This is a genomic window from Limnospira fusiformis SAG 85.79 (assembly GCF_012516315.1).
GTDB classification, from domain to species: Bacteria; Cyanobacteriota; Cyanobacteriia; order Cyanobacteriales; family Microcoleaceae; genus Limnospira; species Limnospira fusiformis.
On sequence record NZ_CP051185.1, the window covers coordinates 3,911,392 to 3,933,423 of the forward strand.

The 22,032-nt window shown below is 47.3% G+C and carries 26 protein-coding genes; 13 read left to right on the forward strand and 13 right to left on the reverse strand.

Annotation, left to right across the window (positions count from 1 at the left end; translation table 11 throughout):
• Window positions 1–233 precede the first annotated feature (233 nt).
• The 4 genes from HFV01_RS18330 to HFV01_RS18345 all read left to right on the forward strand — a co-directional run bounded on the left by HFV01_RS18330 (window position 234) and on the right by HFV01_RS18345 (window position 3,368).
• Window positions 234–860, forward strand: coding sequence for a hypothetical protein (locus HFV01_RS18330; RefSeq protein ID WP_006620643.1), 627 nt, complete (start codon window positions 234–236; stop codon window positions 858–860).
• 106 nt (window positions 861–966) lie between these two features.
• Window positions 967–1,251 carry a hypothetical protein gene (locus tag HFV01_RS18335; protein ID WP_006670505.1) on the forward strand — a complete coding sequence of 95 codons (285 nt, stop codon included), beginning with the start codon at window positions 967–969 and terminating at the stop codon, window positions 1,249–1,251.
• A 754-nt stretch (window positions 1,252–2,005) separates the two neighbouring features.
• Window positions 2,006–2,311, forward strand: a complete 306-nt coding sequence (locus tag HFV01_RS18340; protein WP_006620647.1) for a hypothetical protein — start codon at window positions 2,006–2,008, stop codon at window positions 2,309–2,311.
• A complete protein-coding gene (locus HFV01_RS18345; protein ID WP_235720281.1) occupies window positions 2,256–3,368 on the forward strand; it encodes a C39 family peptidase in 1,113 nt (370 codons plus the stop codon). The genes HFV01_RS18340 and HFV01_RS18345 overlap by 56 nt, the downstream gene beginning before the upstream one ends.
• A gap of 96 nt (window positions 3,369–3,464) precedes the next feature.
• On the opposite strand, the gene HFV01_RS18350 is transcribed toward HFV01_RS18345, so the two are convergent.
• The 4 genes from HFV01_RS18350 to sufB all read right to left on the reverse strand — a co-directional run bounded on the left by HFV01_RS18350 (window position 3,465) and on the right by sufB (window position 8,674).
• Window positions 3,465–4,724, reverse strand: coding sequence for a SufS family cysteine desulfurase (locus HFV01_RS18350; protein WP_006620649.1), 1,260 nt, complete (start codon window positions 4,722–4,724; stop codon window positions 3,465–3,467).
• 245 nt (window positions 4,725–4,969) lie between these two features.
• Complete coding sequence (gene sufD, locus HFV01_RS18355) at window positions 4,970–6,346, reverse strand: Fe-S cluster assembly protein SufD (protein WP_006620650.1); 1,377 nt, start codon at window positions 6,344–6,346, stop codon at window positions 4,970–4,972.
• Window positions 6,347–6,349: 3 nt separating this feature from the next.
• Window positions 6,350–7,132 carry a Fe-S cluster assembly ATPase SufC gene (sufC, locus tag HFV01_RS18360; RefSeq protein ID WP_006620651.1) on the reverse strand — a complete coding sequence of 261 codons (783 nt, stop codon included), beginning with the start codon at window positions 7,130–7,132 and terminating at the stop codon, window positions 6,350–6,352.
• Between the two features lie 105 nt (window positions 7,133–7,237).
• Window positions 7,238–8,674 carry a Fe-S cluster assembly protein SufB gene (gene sufB, locus HFV01_RS18365; protein WP_006620652.1) on the reverse strand — a complete coding sequence of 479 codons (1,437 nt, stop codon included), beginning with the start codon at window positions 8,672–8,674 and terminating at the stop codon, window positions 7,238–7,240.
• A 198-nt stretch (window positions 8,675–8,872) separates the two neighbouring features.
• Here sufB and sufR point away from each other — a divergent pair, with 198 nt between their 5' ends.
• Both sufR and HFV01_RS18375 read left to right on the forward strand, forming a co-directional pair.
• Window positions 8,873–9,532, forward strand: coding sequence for an iron-sulfur cluster biosynthesis transcriptional regulator SufR (sufR, locus tag HFV01_RS18370; protein ID WP_006620653.1), 660 nt, complete (start codon window positions 8,873–8,875; stop codon window positions 9,530–9,532).
• Between the two features lie 45 nt (window positions 9,533–9,577).
• Entirely contained in the window at window positions 9,578–9,958 is a 381-nt protein-coding gene (locus HFV01_RS18375; RefSeq protein WP_006620654.1) for an NDH complex assembly factor CRR9, read from the forward strand.
• Window positions 9,959–9,985: 27 nt separating this feature from the next.
• On the opposite strand, the gene ruvB is transcribed toward HFV01_RS18375, so the two are convergent.
• Complete coding sequence (gene ruvB, locus HFV01_RS18380; RefSeq protein ID WP_006620655.1) at window positions 9,986–11,095, reverse strand: Holliday junction branch migration DNA helicase RuvB; 1,110 nt, start codon at window positions 11,093–11,095, stop codon at window positions 9,986–9,988.
• Between the two features lie 40 nt (window positions 11,096–11,135).
• On the opposite strand from ruvB, the gene HFV01_RS18385 reads away from it, so the two are divergent.
• Entirely contained in the window at window positions 11,136–11,669 is a 534-nt protein-coding gene (locus HFV01_RS18385) for a sll1618 family protein (RefSeq protein ID WP_006620656.1), read from the forward strand.
• Between the two features lie 92 nt (window positions 11,670–11,761).
• Here the strand turns inward: HFV01_RS18385 and HFV01_RS18390 are convergent, their stop codons facing one another.
• The 3 genes from HFV01_RS18390 to HFV01_RS18400 all read right to left on the reverse strand — a co-directional run bounded on the left by HFV01_RS18390 (window position 11,762) and on the right by HFV01_RS18400 (window position 18,215).
• On the reverse strand, window positions 11,762–12,766 hold the full coding sequence (locus HFV01_RS18390; RefSeq protein ID WP_008049451.1) for an ROK family protein: 1,005 nt from the start codon (window positions 12,764–12,766) through the stop codon (window positions 11,762–11,764).
• Between the two features lie 138 nt (window positions 12,767–12,904).
• Window positions 12,905–14,254: a hypothetical protein gene (locus HFV01_RS18395; protein ID WP_193520263.1), complete on the reverse strand. Its 1,350-nt coding sequence runs from the start codon at window positions 14,252–14,254 to the stop codon at window positions 12,905–12,907.
• On the reverse strand, window positions 14,235–18,215 hold the full coding sequence (locus HFV01_RS18400) for a CHAT domain-containing protein (RefSeq protein ID WP_193520264.1): 3,981 nt from the start codon (window positions 18,213–18,215) through the stop codon (window positions 14,235–14,237). Before HFV01_RS18400 ends, HFV01_RS18395 begins: the two co-directional genes overlap by 20 nt.
• A 116-nt stretch (window positions 18,216–18,331) precedes the next feature.
• On the opposite strand from HFV01_RS18400, the gene HFV01_RS18405 reads away from it, so the two are divergent.
• Complete coding sequence (locus HFV01_RS18405; protein WP_187758384.1) at window positions 18,332–18,523, forward strand: hypothetical protein; 192 nt, start codon at window positions 18,332–18,334, stop codon at window positions 18,521–18,523.
• A 357-nt stretch (window positions 18,524–18,880) separates the two neighbouring features.
• Here HFV01_RS18405 and HFV01_RS18410 read toward each other — a convergent pair whose 3' ends face one another.
• Together HFV01_RS18410 and HFV01_RS18415 are read right to left on the reverse strand one after the other, a co-directional pair.
• On the reverse strand, window positions 18,881–19,384 hold the full coding sequence (locus HFV01_RS18410) for a hypothetical protein (protein ID WP_193520265.1): 504 nt from the start codon (window positions 19,382–19,384) through the stop codon (window positions 18,881–18,883).
• 42 nt (window positions 19,385–19,426) lie between these two features.
• Window positions 19,427–19,630, reverse strand: coding sequence for a hypothetical protein (locus HFV01_RS18415; RefSeq protein WP_193520266.1), 204 nt, complete (start codon window positions 19,628–19,630; stop codon window positions 19,427–19,429).
• Window positions 19,631–19,754: 124 nt separating this feature from the next.
• On the opposite strand from HFV01_RS18415, the gene HFV01_RS18420 reads away from it, so the two are divergent.
• Genes HFV01_RS18420 through HFV01_RS18425 form a run of 3 tightly spaced genes read left to right on the forward strand, consistent with a single transcriptional unit; the run spans window position 19,755 to window position 20,343 of the window.
• Window positions 19,755–20,024 (forward strand): hypothetical protein, encoded by a 270-nt coding sequence (locus tag HFV01_RS18420; RefSeq protein WP_233498007.1) that lies wholly within the window; start codon window positions 19,755–19,757, stop codon window positions 20,022–20,024.
• Complete coding sequence (locus HFV01_RS30940) at window positions 20,017–20,142, forward strand: hypothetical protein (RefSeq protein ID WP_315642572.1); 126 nt, start codon at window positions 20,017–20,019, stop codon at window positions 20,140–20,142. Before HFV01_RS18420 ends, HFV01_RS30940 begins: the two co-directional genes overlap by 8 nt.
• A 9-nt stretch (window positions 20,143–20,151) precedes the next feature.
• The gene (locus HFV01_RS18425; RefSeq protein ID WP_187758383.1) at window positions 20,152–20,343 is read left to right on the forward strand and encodes a hypothetical protein; all 192 of its coding nucleotides are present in this window, start codon (window positions 20,152–20,154) and stop codon (window positions 20,341–20,343) included.
• 50 nt (window positions 20,344–20,393) lie between these two features.
• On the opposite strand, the gene HFV01_RS18430 is transcribed toward HFV01_RS18425, so the two are convergent.
• Genes HFV01_RS18430 through HFV01_RS18440 form a run of 3 tightly spaced genes read right to left on the reverse strand, consistent with a single transcriptional unit; the run spans window position 20,394 to window position 21,248 of the window.
• Window positions 20,394–20,672, reverse strand: coding sequence for a hypothetical protein (locus tag HFV01_RS18430; RefSeq protein ID WP_193520267.1), 279 nt, complete (start codon window positions 20,670–20,672; stop codon window positions 20,394–20,396).
• Complete coding sequence (locus HFV01_RS18435) at window positions 20,662–20,886, reverse strand: hypothetical protein (protein WP_108614985.1); 225 nt, start codon at window positions 20,884–20,886, stop codon at window positions 20,662–20,664. Before HFV01_RS18435 ends, HFV01_RS18430 begins: the two co-directional genes overlap by 11 nt.
• A 59-nt stretch (window positions 20,887–20,945) precedes the next feature.
• Window positions 20,946–21,248 carry a hypothetical protein gene (locus HFV01_RS18440; RefSeq protein WP_193520268.1) on the reverse strand — a complete coding sequence of 101 codons (303 nt, stop codon included), beginning with the start codon at window positions 21,246–21,248 and terminating at the stop codon, window positions 20,946–20,948.
• A 115-nt stretch (window positions 21,249–21,363) separates the two neighbouring features.
• Between HFV01_RS18440 and HFV01_RS18445 the strand changes: the two genes are divergently transcribed.
• Together HFV01_RS18445 and HFV01_RS30945 are read left to right on the forward strand one after the other, a co-directional pair.
• Window positions 21,364–21,555, forward strand: coding sequence for a hypothetical protein (locus tag HFV01_RS18445; RefSeq protein WP_187758383.1), 192 nt, complete (start codon window positions 21,364–21,366; stop codon window positions 21,553–21,555).
• Window positions 21,556–21,640: 85 nt separating this feature from the next.
• Entirely contained in the window at window positions 21,641–21,784 is a 144-nt protein-coding gene (locus HFV01_RS30945) for a hypothetical protein (RefSeq protein WP_187758056.1), read from the forward strand.
• Window positions 21,785–22,032 lie beyond the last annotated feature (248 nt).

Genomic DNA, 22,032 nt, shown 5'->3' on the forward strand with positions numbered 1-22,032 from the left:
AGCCACAGGTTCCCTCGCCAAACTGGTGAATTGATTTTACTAAACGCCCACCGTTTTGCATGAGTGCGATCGCCTGGTAATTTCTGGAAAATGTTCCGGTCCGATCGCACCTTTTTTGGGGACATAGAATCGATTAATTAATTTGAGAAATTACGAAAGATATTAACAGAAAATCCAAAACATCAAAAAATCACCGCCTCAACCGTATCGCTCCGGGTTGTCGCGGTCTAATTTTGCCAGTATTTTCCGATCGCCGCCCAGATTCTCTTTCCCAGCTAGACCTGGCACGCCAAATCAATCAAGCCCTTGAACAAGGTGCCCATGTGATTAACATTAGCGGCGGTCAACTGGCTCAAGCAAATGAGGCATACCCCGCTTTATTGCTGGAAAAAAATAACGGATTAACTTTAAAAGATATTGCCGTACTCTCCATCGGAACTGGCAACACCACTTGTCCCTACAGCTATGAAGAAATCAAGGGATGGAGTTCTCTGGGTTGGGTTCAGCATCTACCGGACATCTTCTTAAATCCTGCTTCCCAAAATTCCGAAGATATTGGCAATCAAATTCTGGATAGTGTTGGGAGTGATATATTACGTTTGGATTTCGATCTCAACGATCGCTTGCAAGTGGAAAAGCAGCCAGGTCGTTTGCGATCGCTCCTCGAAAAGCCCCACAATCGATATATTTTTAAAAAATATCAAAAGTATCAAAAGATTGGCGAAGAAATTGACAATCCCGAAAATTGCCAAGAGTTGATCGAGGCGGCGAAATGCTTTCTCGATTGTGGCGAAGTCTATGATCAGAAGCCAGGGGTGCCAGTGCGAGATGCAATCCCACAATTTATCAAATTACATTGAGCATTCGTCGAGGTAAATCTTGGCGATCGCCCACCGTTAATTGGCGATCGCCCACCGTTCATATTGACAATATTACCAACCATTCACCCCAAATCAAACAACACAAATGAGTAAAACTTGGTACGCCATCCTCACCACTTACATGATTTTGTTTTTTGCGACTGGTTATATCAACTTTTTTAGCAATAATTATTTTGCGAAAACTCCAGAAAATGTTGCCCAAATAACTCGCGATTATGACTCCCCAAAAAAAATGAATTGGGTGGCAGAACTTCTGCTAGAGGATGCCCAAACTTATCAAGACGAAAATAATATTGCTTCCCAGTCTTTCAATATTGTCTTGGGTTCTATTGTTTCTTTTTTGTCCGCCACTGTCAAACAAAAACAATAAATTTACAATTATTTGAGATGAAGCCATGAAGAATCTTGATCCAGAAGACAAATTTTTACTTCCTCCTGAATATGATGATTTTAATGCAGATTTTTAATTGTGGAATTATCAGCAACAATTAAGGCGCAAAGTGAGTAAAACTTGGTATATAATTTTCTGCGTATATGCCCTATTATTGAGTTTAACAGGTGGCGTAACATTTTTCTATAATCATGGATTTTATGCGAGAGAGGAAAATATCAAAAAAATGGAAATTATGACAACATAGGAGCAATTCAATACCTACCAATTATGACTAAAAAAGGAGAGAGAAAATATGAGACATATCAACCAAATAGCCAATCAATCTTTTAATGTTGCTCTGGTTGGGTTTTTTATCTGCGATCTTGACAAAATCCCAGGCTGATCACAATGAATATTTAGACAATATAAATGTTTTCATCCTATCGATAATAATTGCAAAATGCCCAAATTCAGAATCCTTTGTTTCAATTCGTTATTTCCATGAAATCAAATCTGAAACCTGCAAATAACCATGAAAACAATTGTCGCCAAAGCCCATACCAAATTCCAAAAACTGCCTATCCAGTCCTCGGAACTGAAACCTGATCAAATGGTCGCGGTTACGGCGGGAAAAACCTACGAAGTTTAAGCATTTGAACCTGCTGAAAATGGACATATTAAGGTCACTTTAGCCGCCAATAGTGGAACCTTTTATGCCTTTAGTAAAGATGGGGATGGACTGCCATCGGTAATGCCAGAAGGGGCGGAAGAGCCATTGATTACTCAGCCAGAAGGCAAGGCGATTTTTGGTAATTTTATCCGTGAAGATGAACTAGCAGATCTGAATCGTTGTCTGCATTTTTATCAAATCAATACCCCCCCTAGAATCTGTCATTTTATCAGTAAAATTGCCCACGAATCCGGGGGATTGAAGTGGTTAAAAGAACTCAGTGATGGGTCTTATTTGGAAGGGCGCAGCGATTGGGGAAATACTTGTTCTGGTGACGGCCCAAAATACAAAGGTTCGGGGGCGCTTCACCGGACGAAACAATTATAAAGCCTTCTGCGATGCGCTGGGCGATGCCAAAATTATGGAAGGTTGCGATTATATGGCGGAGCATTATCCGTTTACCAGTGCCGGATTTTGGTGGCACAATAACCGCATGAATGAATTGTGCGATCGCGGCGCAACCGTGGAAGAAATTACCCTAAGAGTCAACGGGGGTTACAATGGCTTAGAAGATCGTCACCAATATTATAACAAAGCCTGTAAAGTGACAGAGTCGCGCCCAATAGCCTCCTCTCCTGCCAATTCAGAACCTGCCAATTCAGAAGTGGCTGTGAAGATTAAATTTATCCACACCACAACCCTCCGCACCGTCATCGAAGACCTTTCCGAACTCTCAAGCGATCAACAAGTCGAAATTAAAGAACAAAGTGTTTATCCGGTTCACTCCTATGCGTACCAAACCGGAGATTACCTGAAAGTTGCATTTTGGGGTCAATCATTTAAGGTAAAAAATACTTGGTTTGTTCACAGCAGAGATGTAGAGATATACAATCAGAATCTCCAGATTAAACCCGATAAAATTTTACTACCTGTTCCTTGGTTTCCGCAAACTGACAACTATCGAGATCCAGAAAGAACTTGTAATTCATCGTCTTGTGCCATGTGTTTAGAATATTTCAAGCCGGGAACTTTACTCGGAACCACTGGAGATGATATCTACTTAGAAGTGGTTTTTAAATATGGAGATACCACCGATCATACAGTGCAAACCCAAGCCTTATCAGATTTTGGTTTGAAAAGCACTTGGCACACCGATCTGGATTTTGATGATGTTTATCGAGAACTAGAAGCGAAGCGTCCTGTTGTGATTGGTATTTATCATCGGGGGACGACGGAACATCCTTGTGGCGGTCACATGATTGTTGTCCGGGGGCGCACTGAAAACGGGGATTTTGTTGTTAATGATCCTTATGGTTCTCTTAATGATTGCTACACCGGAGCGGTTGAAAATGGTAAGGGTGCAATTTACAGCAAATATGAAATGACCTATCGTTGGACGGCAGAAGGACCCGGAACTGGTTGGGGCAGACTTTTTCAAGCCTAGGAATTAATGGATTAAGATGGAATCGGCGATTTGATCACCAAGGAGAATCAAATCGCCTGAATTCCAAGGCTTCCATTATGAAGCCCTTAGCTAAGATTAAGACATCTGCTTAAAAAAAGCGATCGCCTCTTTCAACGCCACCACAAAGGCATCAATATCCTCATGGGTATTGTAAAAATAACAACTCGCCCGCGCCGTAGAATTAACCTTTAGATACTTATGTAAAGGTTGGGTGCAGTGGTGTCCTGAACGCACCGCCACCCCCGAATCATTCAACAGCATTGATAAGTCATTAGGGTGAATTTCTCCCGCTGAAAATGATGCTAATGCCGCCCGTCCTTTACCCTCAGCCGTTGGGGGGGGTCCATAAATAGTAATTTCGGGAACATCACTTAATTTCTTGAATAAATAAGCCGTTAATTCCTGTTCGTAGGCGTGGATTTTATCCAAGCCAATCTTCATTAAATAATCCAGGGCTGCACCTAAAGCGATCGCCTCTCCAATCGCCGGAGTTCCCGCCTCAAATTTATGGGGTAATTCCCCACAGGTAAAACCCTCTAACGACACCTCCCCAATCATCTCGCCACCCCCCAAAAATGGCGACATCGACTCCAGTATTTCCCGCTTACCATACAGAAAACCAATCCCCGTCGGACCACACATTTTATGACCCGAACCCACTAACCAATCACAATCAATTTCCTTGACATTTATCGGTAAATGTGGTAAACTTTGGCAGGCATCAATCAACACCTTCGCCCCATATTGATGGGCAATTTCCGTAATTTCCTTCACCGGATTAATGCAGCCCAAAACATTAGACATTTGCAGGACAGCCACCAACTTAGTCTGAGGGGAAATGAGGGTTTTAAACTCCTCAAAATCGAACTCCTGGTTAGCCGTTAATCCCACATACTTAATCACCGCCCCAGTTTTCTTAGCCAGCATTTGCCAAGGGACTAAGTTACTGTGATGTTCCATTACCGACAAAATAATCTCATCCCCAGCCCGTAGATTTTCCCACCCCCAAGAATAGGCAACCACATTCACGGCTTCGCTGGCGTTACGAGTATAAATAATCTCCTGGTAGGAATCAGCATTAATAAACTCAACCACCTTTTGGCGGGCTTTTTCATATTCATCAGTCGCCTTAGCGCTAAGGGTATGAATACCCCGATGAACATTAGAATTATATGTTTGATAATAGTTTTGGATAGCATCTAAAACCACCTGGGGTTTTTGAGAAGTAGCCGCATTATCCAAATAAACCAGAGGATGTCCGTTCACCTCCTGATGTAGAATGGGGAAATCTCCCCGCACCTTTTGTCCTAGTGTTTTTTCTTTAATAAGTGTCATTTTGTCTAATCCCTAAATCTAGCAATTGGCAACCAGTAACCATTAAAGCATCTCTGGTAATTCCCCCATCATCAAGATAGCAGAGGTGAGGGGAGATAGTTGATTAATCATCAAGAATTAATCCCCCCCTTACAGCCTGTTCATAAATCATCTTATCACCTCTCAAAGTCCCTCTCTCTTTCTGGGATCCAGATTTAGGGTGAGGGCAATGTATTAAGCGACTGGTGAACAAGCTGTAACCCCCTTTACATTTCCCCTTCGTCAGTGCGACAAGCCACACAGCGGGATAAAATTTGCTTGAGAGAAACCAAAGGCAATTTCTCTAAAATTTCCGCCGCAAAAGCATCAATTAACAGGTTACGGCTGGTTTTTTCATCCAGTCCCCGACTCCGCAGATAGAAAATCTCATCCGCTTCTAATTGGCTAACAGTTGCGCCGTGGGCACATTTGACATTATCAGCTACAATTTCTAATTGAGGCTTGGTATTAACCCGCCCTTTAGCCGATAACAACAGATTACGATTCAGTTGAGTCGCATCAGTCATTTGTGCCGCTTGGGGAACCACAATCCGACCATTAAATATAGCATGAGCGCGGTCATCCACAATAGCTTTATGTAATTGATTGATAACACCATGGGGATGGTTCAAAAATACGGCGCTATGGGTATCAGCGACCTGTTGACCATTGACCAGAGTTAAACCATTAAGCTGAGTTTCGGTTCCCACAGCGGTTTGGTGAATATCGAAGTTATGGCGAGACAATTTCGCCCCCAAACTAATGGCGTTACCAGTATAACGGCTAGAACGCCCTTGGGAAACTACAGTGCGACCAATATGGAAAGATGAAGCCAATTCTCGTTGAAGGCGAGTATGTTGTAATTCGGCATTGTCACCAACCCATAACTCTGTCACTGTGTTAGTGAAATAAGGAGTTTTTTGGGTGCGGTCTGAACAACCCAAAATATTCGCGGTGGCGTAGTGTTCAATTACTGTGGCTTTGCTTCCGGGTTCAGCGACAATTAAAGTCCGAGGTTGACTGGTTACAGGTTGGCTGCTACTGAGGGAAATAAATAGCAGATGAATGGGGGTATCAATGACTTGATTTTGGTGAACCCAGACCACCGCAGCATCAGCCAAAGAGGAAGTATTGAGGGCGGTAAAAACTTCCTGGCTGTCGGGTTGTTGAGTTAGGTAGTTCCCCAACTTATCGGATAATGGTTTATCGAGTTGTCCTAAATTGCCGACAAATACTCCATCAGGAAGATTATCTAAACAGGACAGTTGGGGGGAGTAAAAACCATTCACAAAAACCAACCTAGTCCCTTTAACTTCCGGTAAGATTAAAGGCGAAATCTCGTCTCGGGAAAGTTCTACCGCTGTGGCTGGTTGAAAAGGCAATTCCAACAAAGCGGAAAGGTCGGTAAATCGCCAATCTTCATGGCGACGGGTAGGAATAGCTAATTCCTTAACCCAACTGGCGGCATTATCACGAATATTTTGTAATTGTTCGGCAATGTTTCTTTCCAAAGGGAAACTCGCCGGAATTGGAAGAGAACCCCTTACCCGATTAAGTAACTGATTCAAATAGGAAAGTTCTGGTTTTTCTTGAATATGAATCATTAACTACACCCCCACTGTGGCTGCTTCAATTATATCATCATAGCCCTGTTTTTCCAACTCGATCGCCAATTCCTTAGCACCAGTTTTAATAATTCTGCCATCAGCCATGACATGAACATAATCAGGGACAATGTAATCCAATAACCGCTGATAGTGAGTAATCACCAGCATGGCATTTTCAGCATTAGCCAATTGATTCACACCATTAGCGACAATTTTCAGCGCATCAATATCCAAGCCGGAATCAGTTTCGTCCAAAATGGCTAATTTCGGTTCTAATAAAGCCATCTGCAAGATTTCATTACGCTTCTTTTCACCCCCAGAAAAGCCTTGATTAACGCTACGTTCCAGAAACTCTGGACGCATTTTCACCACCTCTAATTTTTCGTGGATTAAATCCTCAAAATCAAACACATCTAACTCATCTAAGCCCCGATATTTCCGTTGGGAATTGTAAGCCACCCGCAGAAAATCGAGATTACTAACCCCAGGGATTTCGATGGGATATTGGAAAGCCAAAAACAGACCGATTAAGGCGCGTTCTTCTGATTCTAATTCCAGGAGATTTTGTCCTAAAAATGTGACTTCACCCCCAGTTACTTCATAGGCTGGATGTCCGGCCAAGATTTTAGAAAAGGTACTTTTTCCCGACCCATTTTGACCCATGATGGCGTGAATTTCTCCGGCTTTAATTTCCAGGTTTAAGCCTTTTAAAATCGCCTTACCATCAACGGTAGCGGTTAAATTCTTAACGGACAAAATCACGGGACTGTTTTCTTGAATCATTCTCAACCTCTAAATGTGTGTGATTGGTGTTAGTGATTAACTGACGTAATTAGGTTAGGGGGTTTTCAACAGGAAACCCCACCATCTCCCAGGGAAATAGATAGTTTAACCGACAGCGCCTTCTAGTTTCAGACTCAGCAGTTTATCGGCTTCGGCTGCAAACTCCATGGGTAATTTATTAAACACATCTTTACAGAAGCCGCTGATAATCATAGACACAGCATCTTCCTCAGAAATTCCCCGTTGAGTAAAGTAAAACAATTGGTCTTCCCCAATTTTAGAAGTCGAGGCTTCATGTTCTACCTTGGCGGTACTATTTTCGACTTGAATATAAGGGAAAGTATTAGCCTGTCCACAGTCGCCAATTAACATAGAGTCGCACTGGGAATAATTCCGCGCTCCCACAGCTTTCGGACCCATTTTCACTAAGCCACGATAGCTATTCGCAGACCGACCCGCCGAAATACCTTTAGAAATAATAGTGCTGCGGGTATTTTTGCCAATATGAACCATTTTGGTTCCGGTATCAGCCTGTTGACAGTTATTGGTGAGGGCGACGGAGTAAAATTCTCCGACGGAATTATCACCGACCAACACACAACTAGGATATTTCCAAGTAATGGCTGACCCGGTTTCTACCTGAGTCCAGGAAATCTTAGAATTTACGCCTTTACAGAGTCCCCGCTTGGTGACAAAGTTATAAATTCCGCCTTTCCCGTTTTCGTCCCCAGCAAACCAATTTTGCACGGTAGAATATTCGATGGTGGCATTATCCAAAGCGACCAATTCGACTACAGCGGCGTGTAATTGGTTGGTATCGAACATGGGGGCGGTACAGCCTTCTAAATAGGTGACAGAACTGCCAGATTCTGCTACAATTAAGGTGCGCTCGAACTGCCCAGATTCACCGTTATTAATGCGGAAATAAGTAGACAGATCCATGGGACATTTAACCCCTTTGGGAATGTACACGAAGGAACCATCACTAAACACGGCTGAGTTGAGGGCGGCGAAGTAGTTATCACCGACGGGAACTACACTCCCCAAATATTTCTCAATCAGTTCTGGGTGGCTTTCTACGGCTTCGGAAATTGAGCAGAAAATTACCCCTTCTTCGGCGAGTTTTTCTTTAAAAGTGGTGGCAATGGACACACTATCAAAGACGGCATCCACTGCTACATTAGCCAGCCGTTTCTGTTCGGATAGGGGAATCCCTAATTTCTCAAAGGTTTCTATTAGGGTCGGGTCTACTTCTTCTAAACTGCCTTTTTTCTTCTCTACTTTGGGGGCGGAATAGTAGATAATGTCTTGATAGTCAATGGGGGGATAGTGAACATGGGGCCAGGTGGGTTCAGCCATTTTCTGCCACTGCTGATAAGCCCTGAGACGGAAATTTAACATAAATTCCGGCTCATTTTTTTTCGCTGATATCAGCCGCACCACATCTTCACTCAACCCCTTGGGGATGGTGTCGGACTCAATATCAGTAACAAAGCCGTATTTATAGGGCTGGTTAACTAGGGTTTTGACTGAAGCACTCATATATCTTGTGTTCTCTTGTGTTGGTTTGGTTTACGGTCTGGTGTCCCGGCTCATCACCTGGACAAACTCCCACGGGATGGCAGATCCCAAGTCCCACTGTCTGGGACTTAAACAACCTATTTGTTATTTAAGTCTATTTTAGGTTACATTAGCAACAACTGTATTGTCAAAGCCAAAATTTTTTGAATTTTTGTGAACATGATGACCACGACCCAACAGCATTCGACTAAGCAGGACATCCTCCAATATCTTCTGAAACGTCATCAGGCTACGGCTCAGGAACTCGCGGAGGCTCTCGATATCAGTCCCCAAGCCACCCGTCGGCATCTCAAGGATCTCCAGGGGTCGGGGTTGATCAATTATGAGTCTGTACAGATAGGGATGGGACGGCCCCAACATATCTATCGCCTAACCAGTCAGGGACGCGATCGCTTTCCGAATAGTTATGATCAATTTGCAATTTCTTTCCTGGATACTTTGGCTGAAACCGTGGGACCCGAACAGGTTAGCCAGATTTTACACAAACAGTGGCAAAGAAAAGCCATGGAGTATCGCCAACGGGTGGGGACTGGTCCAGTAGGCGATCGCGTAGCTAAATTGGCGGAAATTCGCCAAGGGGAAGGTTATATGGCTGAGTGGTATGCCGTAGAGACTCAAGAGGAAGTCGCCACGGGTGAGCAACGCTATATTTTCACAGAACATAACTGCGCGATTTCTAGTGTGGCTGAGTCTTTTCCGAGTGTCTGCGGCCATGAGTTAGAGATGTTTGCGGCTGTACTATATGATTGTACCGTAGAACGGACTCATTGGCTAGTTAATGGTGAGCATCGTTGTGGTTATCTGATTATTAGTCATTAACTGGCGGCCTCCCCAATCTTGTGGAAATAGTGTAATTATCTAATTATGATGCAGACAGATAGAGAATTTTTAACGCCAGAAGAAGCGGTTAAGGTAGATGCAGCTTTGTTGTCATCTAAGGAGAAGTTTGCCACCCGTCTGGCTATTTATGCGCTGCGCTGTTTACGGGAAATTTCCCAGCAACAAGAATGTGCGATCGCCTCAGTAACTCTAGACCAAATTACCCAGTGGATTGAGCAGGATACCCGCCTCCATGATAAACTAGAAATAGATAGCAGTTTTACCAGCTTTTTTAGTCGGTTGGTTATGTCCTCAATGAAACCACTAGATCGCATTTCGCAGGAGTTGCAAATCCCGATGGCTAACTTAACAGTTGATCAGGTGGTTGCGGGGTTCGAGAAGGAGAGTCAGGTTAAGCGAGAGTAGCGGTAATATAGAGATTGTGGGGGTTATTTAACCAAACAAAGAAAGCTGTTTTTGTGGTGGTTCATAACCCAAATGTTGCCAAGCCTTAGCGGTGGCGATTCTACCGCGATGAGTCCGCTGTATAAAGCCAATTTGCATAAGATAGGGTTCCTGGACTTCCTCCAAGGTTTGGGCATCTTCGCCGCTGGCTGCTGCTAGGGTTTCCAAGCCGACGGGTCCCCCATTGAAATTTTCGATAATGATGCGGAGTAAATGCTGATCCGTCCAATCCAAACCGAGGGGATCTACATTAAATAATTCTAAGGCGATCGCGGCAATTTCTCCGGTAATATCCCCGGATGCTTTGACTTCCAAATAATCCCGTACCCGTCTTAATAAACGATTAGCAATTCGGGGAGTTCCTCGGGAACGTCGGGCAATTTCTAAGGCACCTTCGGGAGTAATGGGAGTTTTTAATAGTTTAGCGGTACGGTTGACAATTTGGGCGAGTTCATCAACTTCATAAAAACGCAAACGTTGAATTAACCCAAAGCGATCGCGCAGGGGAGAAGTCAAAGCACCGATTCTGGTAGTTGCGCCGACAATAGTAAACTTATTTAAGGGAATGCTGCGCGTCCTCGCACTACGTCCCTGACCAATAGTGATATCTAAACGAGAGTCTTCCATAGCAGGATAAAGGATTTCTTCGGCCATTTTAGAGAGGCGGTGAATCTCATCAATAAACAAAATCTCTCCGGGTTTTTGATTAACCAAAAGTCCGGCAATATCCCTCGGTTTTTCCAGGGAAGGCGCAGTAGTAATTTGGCATTTGACGCCCATTTCTGTTGCCAAAATTAGCGCCATGGTAGTTTTACCGAGTCCGGGAGGTCCATAAAGTAACAAATGGTCGAGGGGTTCCCGGCGAGACTTAGCAGCGGCGATCGCAATTTCCAATACCTGTTTGAGATCCCGTTGACCAATATAGTCGGCTAGTTGTTGGGGTCTAATTTTTTCTTCGGGTTTGGGATTGTTTTTTTCCTCAGAGGTGGGTGATGGTATCAGTAGGGACTCCTCCGCTGGTGGCTTCACCTGATAGGTAGATGAAGGTTCGCGGGCTGGCTTATGTGGGCGGGAATTGTGAGAAGATATAATTGCCATAACTTATGCAATACCCCAAAACATTTCAATTAGTTCGATCATGATCTATTCTGTCTCAATCCCGGAAAATATTACCTTTGAAGATGCGATCGCCATTACCCAATCTCTGATTGATCAATCCCAAGCGGGAAGTATCTCGGACTCAGACTTGGCGGCGGCTATATCCAAACTGGTTCATTCGGAAAATGGGGCGAGGGGATTTTTTGTGACCTACCTCACGGATACTCGCCCTATTCCTGAACAAATGACACCAGAGATCCAAAAAGCGTTAGAATCTTCTCCTGAGATAGTCTCGGAGTTATTGGTGAAAAATTTGGCGATGTCCGCCGCCATGGTAGTCTATCATCATCGCCACCAAAATGAGGATATGGCTGCCAGTTCGGACTTAGTGCGATCGCGCTGTATTGAGTTAATTCAAGGCCTCAATTTACCACCAGTCAAATCTTTACTACAGCAGCTTCTGGAAACTTCCCAAACGGGAGAGGGACCCTATCAAGACTTTTTGGAGAGATGGGGATATGATACCCAACAACGAGAAGCGATCGCCACTTCTGTACATTTAGCGATCGCATAATTTGTAGGTGGGGTGAAATCACGACTAGAAACCCGGTTTCTTTGAGAAACCGGGTTTCTTCACCCCCCCCAATACCTGAATTTGTTGGGTGTCTACGAGTTCGCGGTTACACTCGCATATTGAGCCGCACCGTAAGCAGCACTATCTGGGAGCGTATCAATAGACCATTCCACCCTGGTCTGGGTGAGATGGGGGAAACTATGGTCAATTTCCTGACGAACCCAGGCGATCGCATTTTGTTTGAATCGTTGATATGCTCCCTCCGATGCCGTTTTTTCCTTTTCTTGCGCTCCCCCAGAAATCACAATCAGGTCACAGCCTATGGTATTGACCACATTACGAGCCGCTATACCGAGGCTGGTAAAATACTCTTGCCAAATAGCCACAACATCCGACAGAGGCTCATCCATTTGACCCAAGCGACGCAGGTTTTTCGCCACCTCCATGGGATCTCCTTGTAACGCTTCCGGTACATTCCCCTTAGCCTGTCGGTGTTTAACCATATTTCTCAGACCCAATAAAGAGGCTCTGGTTTCTGCACATCCCCTCGCACCACATCCGCACAGGTCCGCATTTTCCGAGCTATCAATACAAATATGACCGAATTCTGCCGAAACTGCCGGAGCCGACCAGATTTTCCCGTTGACAATCAAAGCGCCGCCTAATCCTGTTCCGGTAATAAACTGAGCCATGACAGAAGAAGCCTGATTTTGAGCCTCGCGGATGCTGTATTCCCGGTAAGCGCCCGCGTCTCCATCATTGAGGAGGAGAGCGGGTAACTGGAGAGTCTCGGAGAGTTTTTGGGCAATATTCACCCCTTGCCAAGAGCGATCAATATTGGTAGGATAAACACACATTCCCGAGGCATCAATGGGAGCCGGACAACAAGCACCGATCGCCTTTAAATCCTGGAATTGTAGATCATTGGCTGCGAGTAGCTCATGGGTGGCGGTTTGAATCACATTTACGGTAGCGTCGGGACCCTCAGAGGCGCTGCTGGGACGATCTAACCTTTCTCCGATGACCCCTTTTTCTGGCTCAAATAATCCCAGTTTAACGGTACTAGCACCAATGTCAATCCCCAAGTAAATGCTCATAATTCTTTCCTAACATCCAACTCCTTCGGATTATAAACTTTGTGGGTTGGCTGGTGCTTCCCTTTACCCAACCTACGACTAGAAACCCGGTTTCTCAAAGAAACCGGGTTTCTTCACCCCCCCACGGAGAAACCCCGTTCACTTATCCTTTGGTCGTCCCTTTTTAATCCATCTCTCTGCCACCGACCACATACCCCATGAAAACAATATGCTCCCAAAAAATGCTATAATAAACGGATGCGGCCAAAGCCAAAAGCGATCGCGACTAGGCAACCGCCAAGGTTGGGTGATTAACCCGGAAGTTGAAGCGACGATCGCACCCGCCGCAATTCCCACACCCACGGCTTGGATATGGTCTTGTAAGTCCTGGTTAGCGTCTTGTTGTTGTTTGTAGTAGGCTGCTTCCGCTTGTTGACGTTGGCGATCGCTTTTCGCTTGTTCCAGTTCAGTCGTCGCGCGAATGCTGTTAATCAAATCGCTAAATAGCACTTGACCCGGTTCGAGATAGTCGATATAGGTTTTGATTTGCTGGAGACGCAGGGGAGCCTTTGTTGTGGCAAAATCTGACCAGTAGGAAAGGCGATCGTCTGATTTTTCAGCCAGGATATGGGACAGAGACCTCTGGAAGTTTTGCAAATTCGCCTCAGTTGTGGTATAATGTGCTTTGAGGTCGCGCAATTTACAGTTATAGTCCAGTAGCTTTTGGGGAATGCTTTGTAACAGTGCATCCAGCCTTTCTAGGCGTTCCTCCGGTGTCTCCAACCGGAAAACCTGGTTAAACTCCTTTACCTTGCCTTCCAGCTCACTGTAGAGGTGTCTAGCGCCTTGATAACCCTCTTTCGCCAGTCCCGCCACCACCACAATTTTCTGATAATTCCAGAATAAATTCCGCAGATTACGGTAATTATCTTGGGCGCGTTTTAAGTCTACCGCACCCGGTTTAGCCAGGGAAATTAAAATCGTCACCGACTCAGCCGCGAAGATAAACAACGGGCAATTAAACAGCCTATCTTCCGTCATATATGCAGCCTGTGGACACAAGTTTTTTGCCCACTCTTTGGCGCTGCTCAATTCCAGTTGATTTAAATCCTCACTTTCACCACTCAACCATAGCACCTTGCCCAGATTTGCCCTCACATCGATTAACGCTTGGGGTTGAAATATCGCGACATTTTCTGGGGAAAAATCAGCCTTTTCATCCGCGAAATACAGGGTTAAATCCGCCGAATAGGTGTCGTTCATCTTAAACGTGCTGATGCTTCCCCCTAGGGAGATATCCGCGATTTGAATCCCTGCAAAATCGATGTTATGTTCTGGGTTTGCGTCCGTCGGTTCCGTGAACTTTTTGAGTTCCGGAAAGTCGAGTTTTGCCGCAAATCCTCGCAAATCATCCCACAAAAAACCCGCATCGGGGCTGTGGGTATCCGGTGCATCATCTAAGGATTGGCACAGGTGGAAAGCAAAGAGACTAAGACTGAGGTTTTTCACGGTTTGGGTCTGGAGAAGGTTCGGAATTGCCTAGGTTAGTGGGGTTTTTAACCGCTTGTTCAATTTGGTCAGCTAAAGAGTTATCCTTTCCAGTGGGTTTAGTTTTAAAAACGCCCTTTTCACCACTGAGGCTTAAACTGCGTTTACGGGGGGCGAGTTTAGCCGTGTATTGTTCGTATAAGTTCTGATGCTGTTGCAGCCACCCTTCAATAGCGGCGGCATTTTTTTCCTCATCATCACCCAGTTGCTGCCGTAATTCCAGTAAACTTTCCCCGTGTTTAGCAATCCAATTATCGGGATTTTCTTCCAGGAGGGCGGTAAACACGGCGATTTTTTTGGCATCACTAGCCATAACTTGTTCTCCTTCTCCAACGATACAGAATGCAGCCCAGTGGTAGGGGGATTGATAGGGGCGATGATTGACCCCCTCCTCTTTATTCTGCCCCATCTGTGCAAAAATGGGTTGTAAGATTTTGCGCCACTCGTCAGAAAATAGGGGGCATTCTTGCCGCCATTGTTCAAAGCCGCTGACGGTGGTTTCTCGCAGCCACTTTTGAGCCTTTTGCAGGGATTGGGCGAGTTGACCCGGTTGTTGTTGCAGCAATTCGTAGGTTCTAATCAGCAGCAGGGCGGTAGAAACCTGATTGACCGACCAGAGGCTAACCAGGACGCTAGGGCTACCCGCCAGGATAAAGCCACTGGAGAGGCTGATATATTCGTCGGTTCGGTCAACGGCGACCTGTCCCGTTTCGCAGGCGGAGAGGGTGACCAGGCTGCAATTGCTCAGGTTCAGCTTGGCGATGATGTTTTCTAAGGTGAGGACTCCATCCGCCAGGAGTAAGCCGGAGTCCAGGGGGGAGTTAGGGTTAAAGGCAGCGTGACAGGAGAAGTACAGGTGATGGGTTTGGCGGAGGAGTTCCTGGCGTTGGTTGTCCAGGAGTTTGGCGGTAGTGGCTTTTTCTGTCTCCAGGATGTCCGGGTTGGGGAAGAGGGTGCGGATGGTTTCGACTTCTACATCAGCCCAACCCAGGTCTTCGGTGGGGTTTTGGATAGCAAAGAGGCGCTTAAAGTTAAAGCGGGGGCGGTTTTGGGCTTGTTGCAGCAGTTGGCAGTTGGGGGCATAGGTGACACCTTTGGGGAAGAGGTCTTGGAGGAATTTGCCCTCACTGCCCTCACCCCCAGCCCCTCTCCCAACTTGGTAGAGGGGAGAAGAGGGGAAATTAGCACCCTTCTCCCCATCTAGGAGAAGAGGGTTGGGGAATGAGGGAAGATGAACGGGTAAGGCATGGAGGGGGAACAGGTGCAGGAAGCGGTGGGGGATAAGGATTAGTTTTTGGCAGTTGGGGAAGTTTTGTCGCAGGTTTTGCAGGATTTCATCCAGATGCAGGATTTGGGCGAGTTCTTCCAGGCGTTGGGCTATGGTTTCGCGCCATTGGTCTTTGTTGGTGTAGTAATCTCGACGATAGGCATTTGTCCAGTCGATGAGTTGCTGTAGGTCTTCCTCGGAAGATGTCCAGAGGTTGAGACTTTGGGCGGTGAGGGTGAAGGTGAGGAATTTATCGGGCAAAATGTACCATTCCAAAATGGCCGTTTCTTCATCCAGTAACTCTTGCATCGCCTCAAAATGCAGGGGTTTGTAGGGTTCGAGTTGCTGCTTTTGTTGCCGCAGTTGGTTGAGGTGGGTCGTGTCCGGGTTGTCCTCCTCTTGCAGGCGGCGTTCTTCTTGGTAAATGGCGAGTTTGAGGGATTGCAACTGTTGGCGGATGTTTTCGGGAATCACGCCCCCCGGATAAGCGTCACGGGTAGCGATGAGTTCCACCAAGTTCCGGGCTTTACTGCGGTCTGCGTATTCAATGGCATCCTGGTATCTGCCCAATTCTAGGCACACTTCCACCATGCCGCGATAAACTTTGTTCCATTGTTCATTAAAGTTGCGTTTATAGCCCTCACTATCGGCTCCAATTTCACCCCGGAGATATTCCACCTGGTCTAGGGCTTCCTGGAAGCTACGGTAGGCATTTTCTAGGGCTTGTTGTGTCTGGGTGGGATTGTTCCCAGCTAGGCGAGATTTCGCTTGGTAGGCAAAACCAAAGTTATTCAGGGTTGTTGCTAAGTCGCGGGCTAACCCCAACCGGCGCATAATCCCGGCGGCTTCATCGTAGGCAGTCATTGCCCTTTCCAGATTGGCGGTGGGGTCGATGCCCATATTAGCTTGGGTGAGGCGGGCAGAACCGAGGTTATTCAGGGTAGAGGAGAGGTCTTTGTCTAACCCCAACCGGCGCATAATCCCTGCCGCTTCATCTATGGCAGTAATTGCCCTTTCCAGATTCGCCGTGGGGTCGATGCCCATATTAGCTTGGGTGCTGCGGGCAGCTCCGAGGTTAGTCAGGGTAGAGGAGAGGTCTTTGTCTAACCCCAACCGGCGCCGAATCCCGGCGGCTTCATCGTAGGCAGTCATTGCCCTTTCCAGATTCGCCGTGGGGTCGATGCCCATCTCCGCTTGGGTGCGGCGGGCAACTCCGAGGTTATTCAGGGTAGAGGAGAGGTCTTTGTCTAACCCCAACCGGCGCATAATCCCGGCCGCTTCATCGTAGGCAGTAATTGCCCTTTCCAGATTCGCCGTGGGGTCGATGCCCATCTCCGCTTGGGTGCGGCGGGCAACTCCGAGGTTAGTCAGGGTAGAGGAGAGGTCTTTGTCTAACCCCAACCGGCGCCGAATCCCTGCCGCTTCATCTATGGCAGTAATTGCCCTTTCCAGATTCGCCGTGGGGTCGATGCCCATATTAGCTTGGGTGCGGCGGGCAATTCCGAGGTTAGTCAGGGTTCCGGAGAGGTCTTTGTCTAACCCCAACCGGCGCATAATCCCTGCCGCTTCATCGTAGGCAGTAATTGCCCTTTCCAGATTCGCCGTGGGGTCGATGCCCATCTCAGCTTGGGTGAGGCGGGCAACTCCGAGGTTATTCAGGGTATCGGAGAGGTCTTTGTCTAACCCCAACCGGCGCAGAATCCCGGCGGCTTCATCTATGGCAGTAATTGCCCTTTCCAGATTGGCGGTGGGGTCGATGCCCATATTAGCTTGGGTGCGGCGGGCATTTCCGAGGTTATTCAGGGTTGCGGAGAGGTCTTTGTCTAACCCCAACCGGCGCCGAATCCCTGCCGCTTCATCGTAGGCAGTCATTGCCCTTTCCAGATTCGCCGTGGGGTCGATGCCCATCTCAGCTTGGGTGCGGCGGGCATTTCCGAGGTTAGTCAGGGTAGAGGAAAGGTCTTTGTCTAACCCCAACTCCTGCCGAATCCCGGAGGCTTCATCGTAGGCAGTAATTGCCCTTTCCAGATTGGCGGTGGGGTCGATGCCCATCTCGGCTTGGGTGCTGCGGGCAACTCCGAGGTTAGTCAGGATTCCCGCCCGTCCTTCGGGGGTATAGACTCCCAGTTCCAGCACCACCCCATAGCCGCGAATGGCAATCTCTTGCACTTCTGCATATCTGCCATGGGGAAAATCGCTGATACTGATGCAGGTATTTTCGACTAAGCCTGCTACTCCTTCGGCTTGGTCGGGGTACTGCGCGAGAAGTCCCGGCATTGACTGGGCAATAACATCCCCCAAGGCGGGAACAATCAACTCCATATTTTGCCGCATCACCTGATGTACGGCGACTGTATCGCCCTGTATTTCTGCTTGCAGCAGTTGTCCCCAAAATTGCTGTAACGCCGCTTGCTGATTTCCACCAGTCCCCCGCTGCGCCAAAAACGCCCCCACCTGTTGCGCCACATTCCGCAGAAACCCCGCCTCGTCCTCTTGTCCCGCTTCCTGCAACTGTGCCGCCACCTGCTCACACACCTGCACAAACCCCTCATCCACCAACTCCAGATGACGGTTGAGGATATCATTTGCCTCACTGGGACAGGTGAGGAGTTCTTGAATTAGGGAGAGATAGGCTTGCACTCGTTGTTCATCCATAGCCGCGCACCGGGAGAAGTCACCCCCATTTTACCCCCTGACCAACCCTGAGAAACCGGGTTGATTTCTTAAATCTTTGTGAAGGAATCGCTATCCTGCCAGAAACTGGGTTTTTTTTGCCCCGACCTGCTGCGATTTTAGGGATTTTACCTGCACAATTGGGCTACATTTCGGTTAAAATAGATGGCATCCCACCCATGGAATTACCCCCTGATGGCACTGACGGGAATCACCCCAGAGGGAAGGGCAACTATTCCCCCATAAATTATGGAATGGCTGCCATGAAAACCAGGCGATCGCATTATTAATATCGCCATTTCCCCCCTCTGGCAAAGTCTATTTATAACCCGCCCCCAAAGCGGCTAAAATTGATGTCGTCACCGGCTCGGGCTGCCTCTCTTACCCAGACAGAAAACCGGTTTATTTAGCATCAATGAAAGAAGCGATCGCTCAAGGTGCGATCGTCTAATTTGTATACCCGGATTTGTTGGGTGTCGCTTCGCTTTACCCAACCTACGACTAGGTTTCTTTACCCCCCCAGGGAGAAACCGAACTTGAGAAACGGGGAGCGATCGCCTAATTTGTATACCCGGATTTGTTGGGTGTCGCTTCGCTTTACCCAACCTACGACTAGAAACCCGGTTTCTTTGAGAAACCGGGTTTCTTTACCCCCCAGGGAGAAACCGACCTTGACAAACGGGGAGCGATCGCCTAATTTGTATACCCGGATTTGTTGGGTGTCGCTTCGCTTTACCCAACCTACGACTAGGTTTCTTTACCCCCCCAGGGAGAAACCGACCTTGACAAACGGGGAGCGATCGCCTAATTTGTATACCCGGATTTGTTGGGTGTCGCTTCGCTTTACCCAACCTACGACTAGGTTTCTTTACCCCCCTAGGGAGAAACCGACCTTGAGAAACGGGGAGCGATCGCCTAATTTGTATACCCGGATTTGTTGGGTGTCGCTTCGCTTTACCCAACCTACGACTAGGTTTCTTTACCCCCCCAGGGAGAAACCGACCTTGAGAAACGGGGAGCGATCGCCTAATTTGTATACCCGGATTTGTTGGGTGTCGCTTCGCTTTACCCAACCTACGACCTTGAGAAATGGGGAGCGATCGCCTAATTTGTATACCCGAATTTGTTGGGTGTCGCTTCGCTTTACCCAACCTACGACTAGAAACCCGGTTTCTTTGAGAAACCGGGTTTCTTTACCCCCCAGGGAGAAACCGACCTTGACAAACGGGGAGCGATCGCCTAATTTGTATACCCGGATTTGTTGGGTGTCGCTTCGCTTTACCCAACCTACGACTAGGTTTCTTTACCCCCCCAGGGAGAAACCGACCTTGACAAACGGGGAGCGATCGCCTAATTTGTATACCCGGATTTGTTGGGTGTCGCTTCGCTTTACCCAACCTACGACTAGAAACCCGGTTTCTCAAAGAAACCGGGTTTCTTTACCCCCCAATATTCCCCTGTATTGAGTTATCCTAAAATAGAGACTGAACCTTAAAAAGCCAGAAGTCGGCAATGGGTACTATGGATAATTCCCCAATCCAGGATACAGAATCAGCGGAGCCAATGTCTGTAACGGATTTACAGAGTCAACTTAATGATTTACTCAAGCAACTGTCCCCGGAGCGTTTACGGGTGCTGACTGATTTTGCGGCTTATTTGGCTAATGCTGAAAGCGAGAGTGCAACCCAAGAACTCTTAGAAATTCCTGGATTGCTAGAGCGAGTTAAGCAAAATCAAGCAACCCCTAAGAACCAGTACAAGGATTGGAGAAACCTTCGTTCTGATGTATGAAGTTCTGCTCCATCCTGATGCCCAAAAAGTTTACATTAATGCCGACAAAGCTAAAATCCCCTCTGATTTCGCTTTTGTAGGTTGGGTGAAATGCAATGTAACCCAACATCTTACCTGAATTTGTTGGGTGTCGCTTCGCTTTACCCAACCTACGACCTTGAGAAATGGGGAGCGATCGCCTAATTTGTATACCCGAATTTGTTGGGTGTCGCTTCGCTTTACCCAACCTACGACTAGAAACCCGGTTTCTTTGAGAAACCGGGTTTCTTTACCCCCCCAGGGAGAAACCGACCCTGAGAAATGGGGAGCGATCGCCTAATTTGTATACCCGAATTTGTTGGGTGTCGCTTCGCTTTACCCAACCTACGACTAGAAACCCGGTTTCTTTGAGAAACCGGGTTTCTTTACCCCCCCCAGGGAGAAACCGACCCTGAGAAATGGGGAGCGATCGCCTAATTTGTATACCCGAATTTGTTGGGTGTCGCTTCGCTTTACCCAACCTACGACTAGAAACCCGGTTTCTTTGAGAAACCGGGTTTCTTTACCCCCCCCAGGGAGAAACCGACCCTGAGAAATGGGGAGCGATCGCCTAATTTGTATACCCGGATTTGTTGGGTGTCGCTTCGCTTTACCCAACCTACGATTCATCTGCTTCTCTGCGGGTGCGTGAAACCCAATCTTGAGCATCTTCTCCCATCATTGGATAAGGAGCCATCCCTTTTAAATCAGCCCATCGAGGCTTTGCTGTGACGACCTCCTCGGACTTTTTAAGCCCCTGTGCAATCTGCCTAATCAACTCTAACCGCTCTTCCGGGCTTAGTTGATCGACTTGCTGCAATAGTTGTTGTAGTAAAGGACTCATAAACCCAACCCCCGCCAATTTTCCTGCATCGCTGGCTCTAGTCTACCACTTTCGACTCCTCACTCCTTAGCTATAAGTTGGTTGGACCGAATGCAATGTAACCCAACATTTGACTGAATTTGTTGGGTGTCGCTTCGCTTTACCCAACCTACGACCTTGAGAAACGGGGAGCGATCGCCTAATTTGTATACCCGGATTTGTTGGGTGTCGCTTCGCTTTACCCAACCTACGACTAGAAACCCGGTTTCTTTGAGAAACCGGGTTTCTTTACCCCCCCCAGGGAGAAACCGACCCTGAGAAATGGGGAGCGATCGCCTAATTTGTATACCCGGATTTGTTGGGTGTCGCTTCGCTTTACCCAACCTACGACTAGAAACCCGGTTTCTTTGAGAAACCGGGTTTCTTTACCCCCCCAGGGAGAAACCGACCCTGAGAAATGGGGAGCGATCGCCTAATTTGTATACCCGGATTTGTTGGGTGTCGCTTCGCTTTACCCAACCTACGACCTTGAGAAATGGGGAGCGATCGCCTAATTTGTATACCCGAATTTGTTGGGTGTCGCTTCGCTTTACCCAACCTACGACTAGAAACCCGGTTTCTTTGAGAAACCGGGTTTCTTTACCCCCCCAGGGAGAAACCGACCCTGAGAAATGGGGAGCGATCGCCTAATTTGTATACCCGGATTTGTTGGGTGTCGCTTCGCTTTACCCAACCTACGACTAGGTTTCTTTACCCCCCCAGGGAGAAACCGAACTTGAGAAACGGGGAGCGATCGCCTAATTTGTATACCCGGATTTGTTGGGTGTCGCTTCGCTTTACCCAACCTACGACTAGAAACCGGGTTTCTTTACCCCCCCAGGGAGAAACCGACCCTGAGAAATGGGGAGCGATCGCCTAATTTGTATACCCGGATTTGTTGGGTGTCGCTTCGCTTTACCCAACCTACGACTAGAAACCGGGTTTCTTTACCTCCCACAATACCTGAATTTGTTGGGTGTCGCTTCGCTTTACCCAACCTACGACTAGGTTTCTTGACCCCCCCAGGGAGAAACTGGGTTTCTTTACCCCCAGGTATTTCCCATTAGGTAGCCAATATGTGAAAGGTTGTTGATGTGGATTATTATAGTTTAAAATGGTGGCGATCGC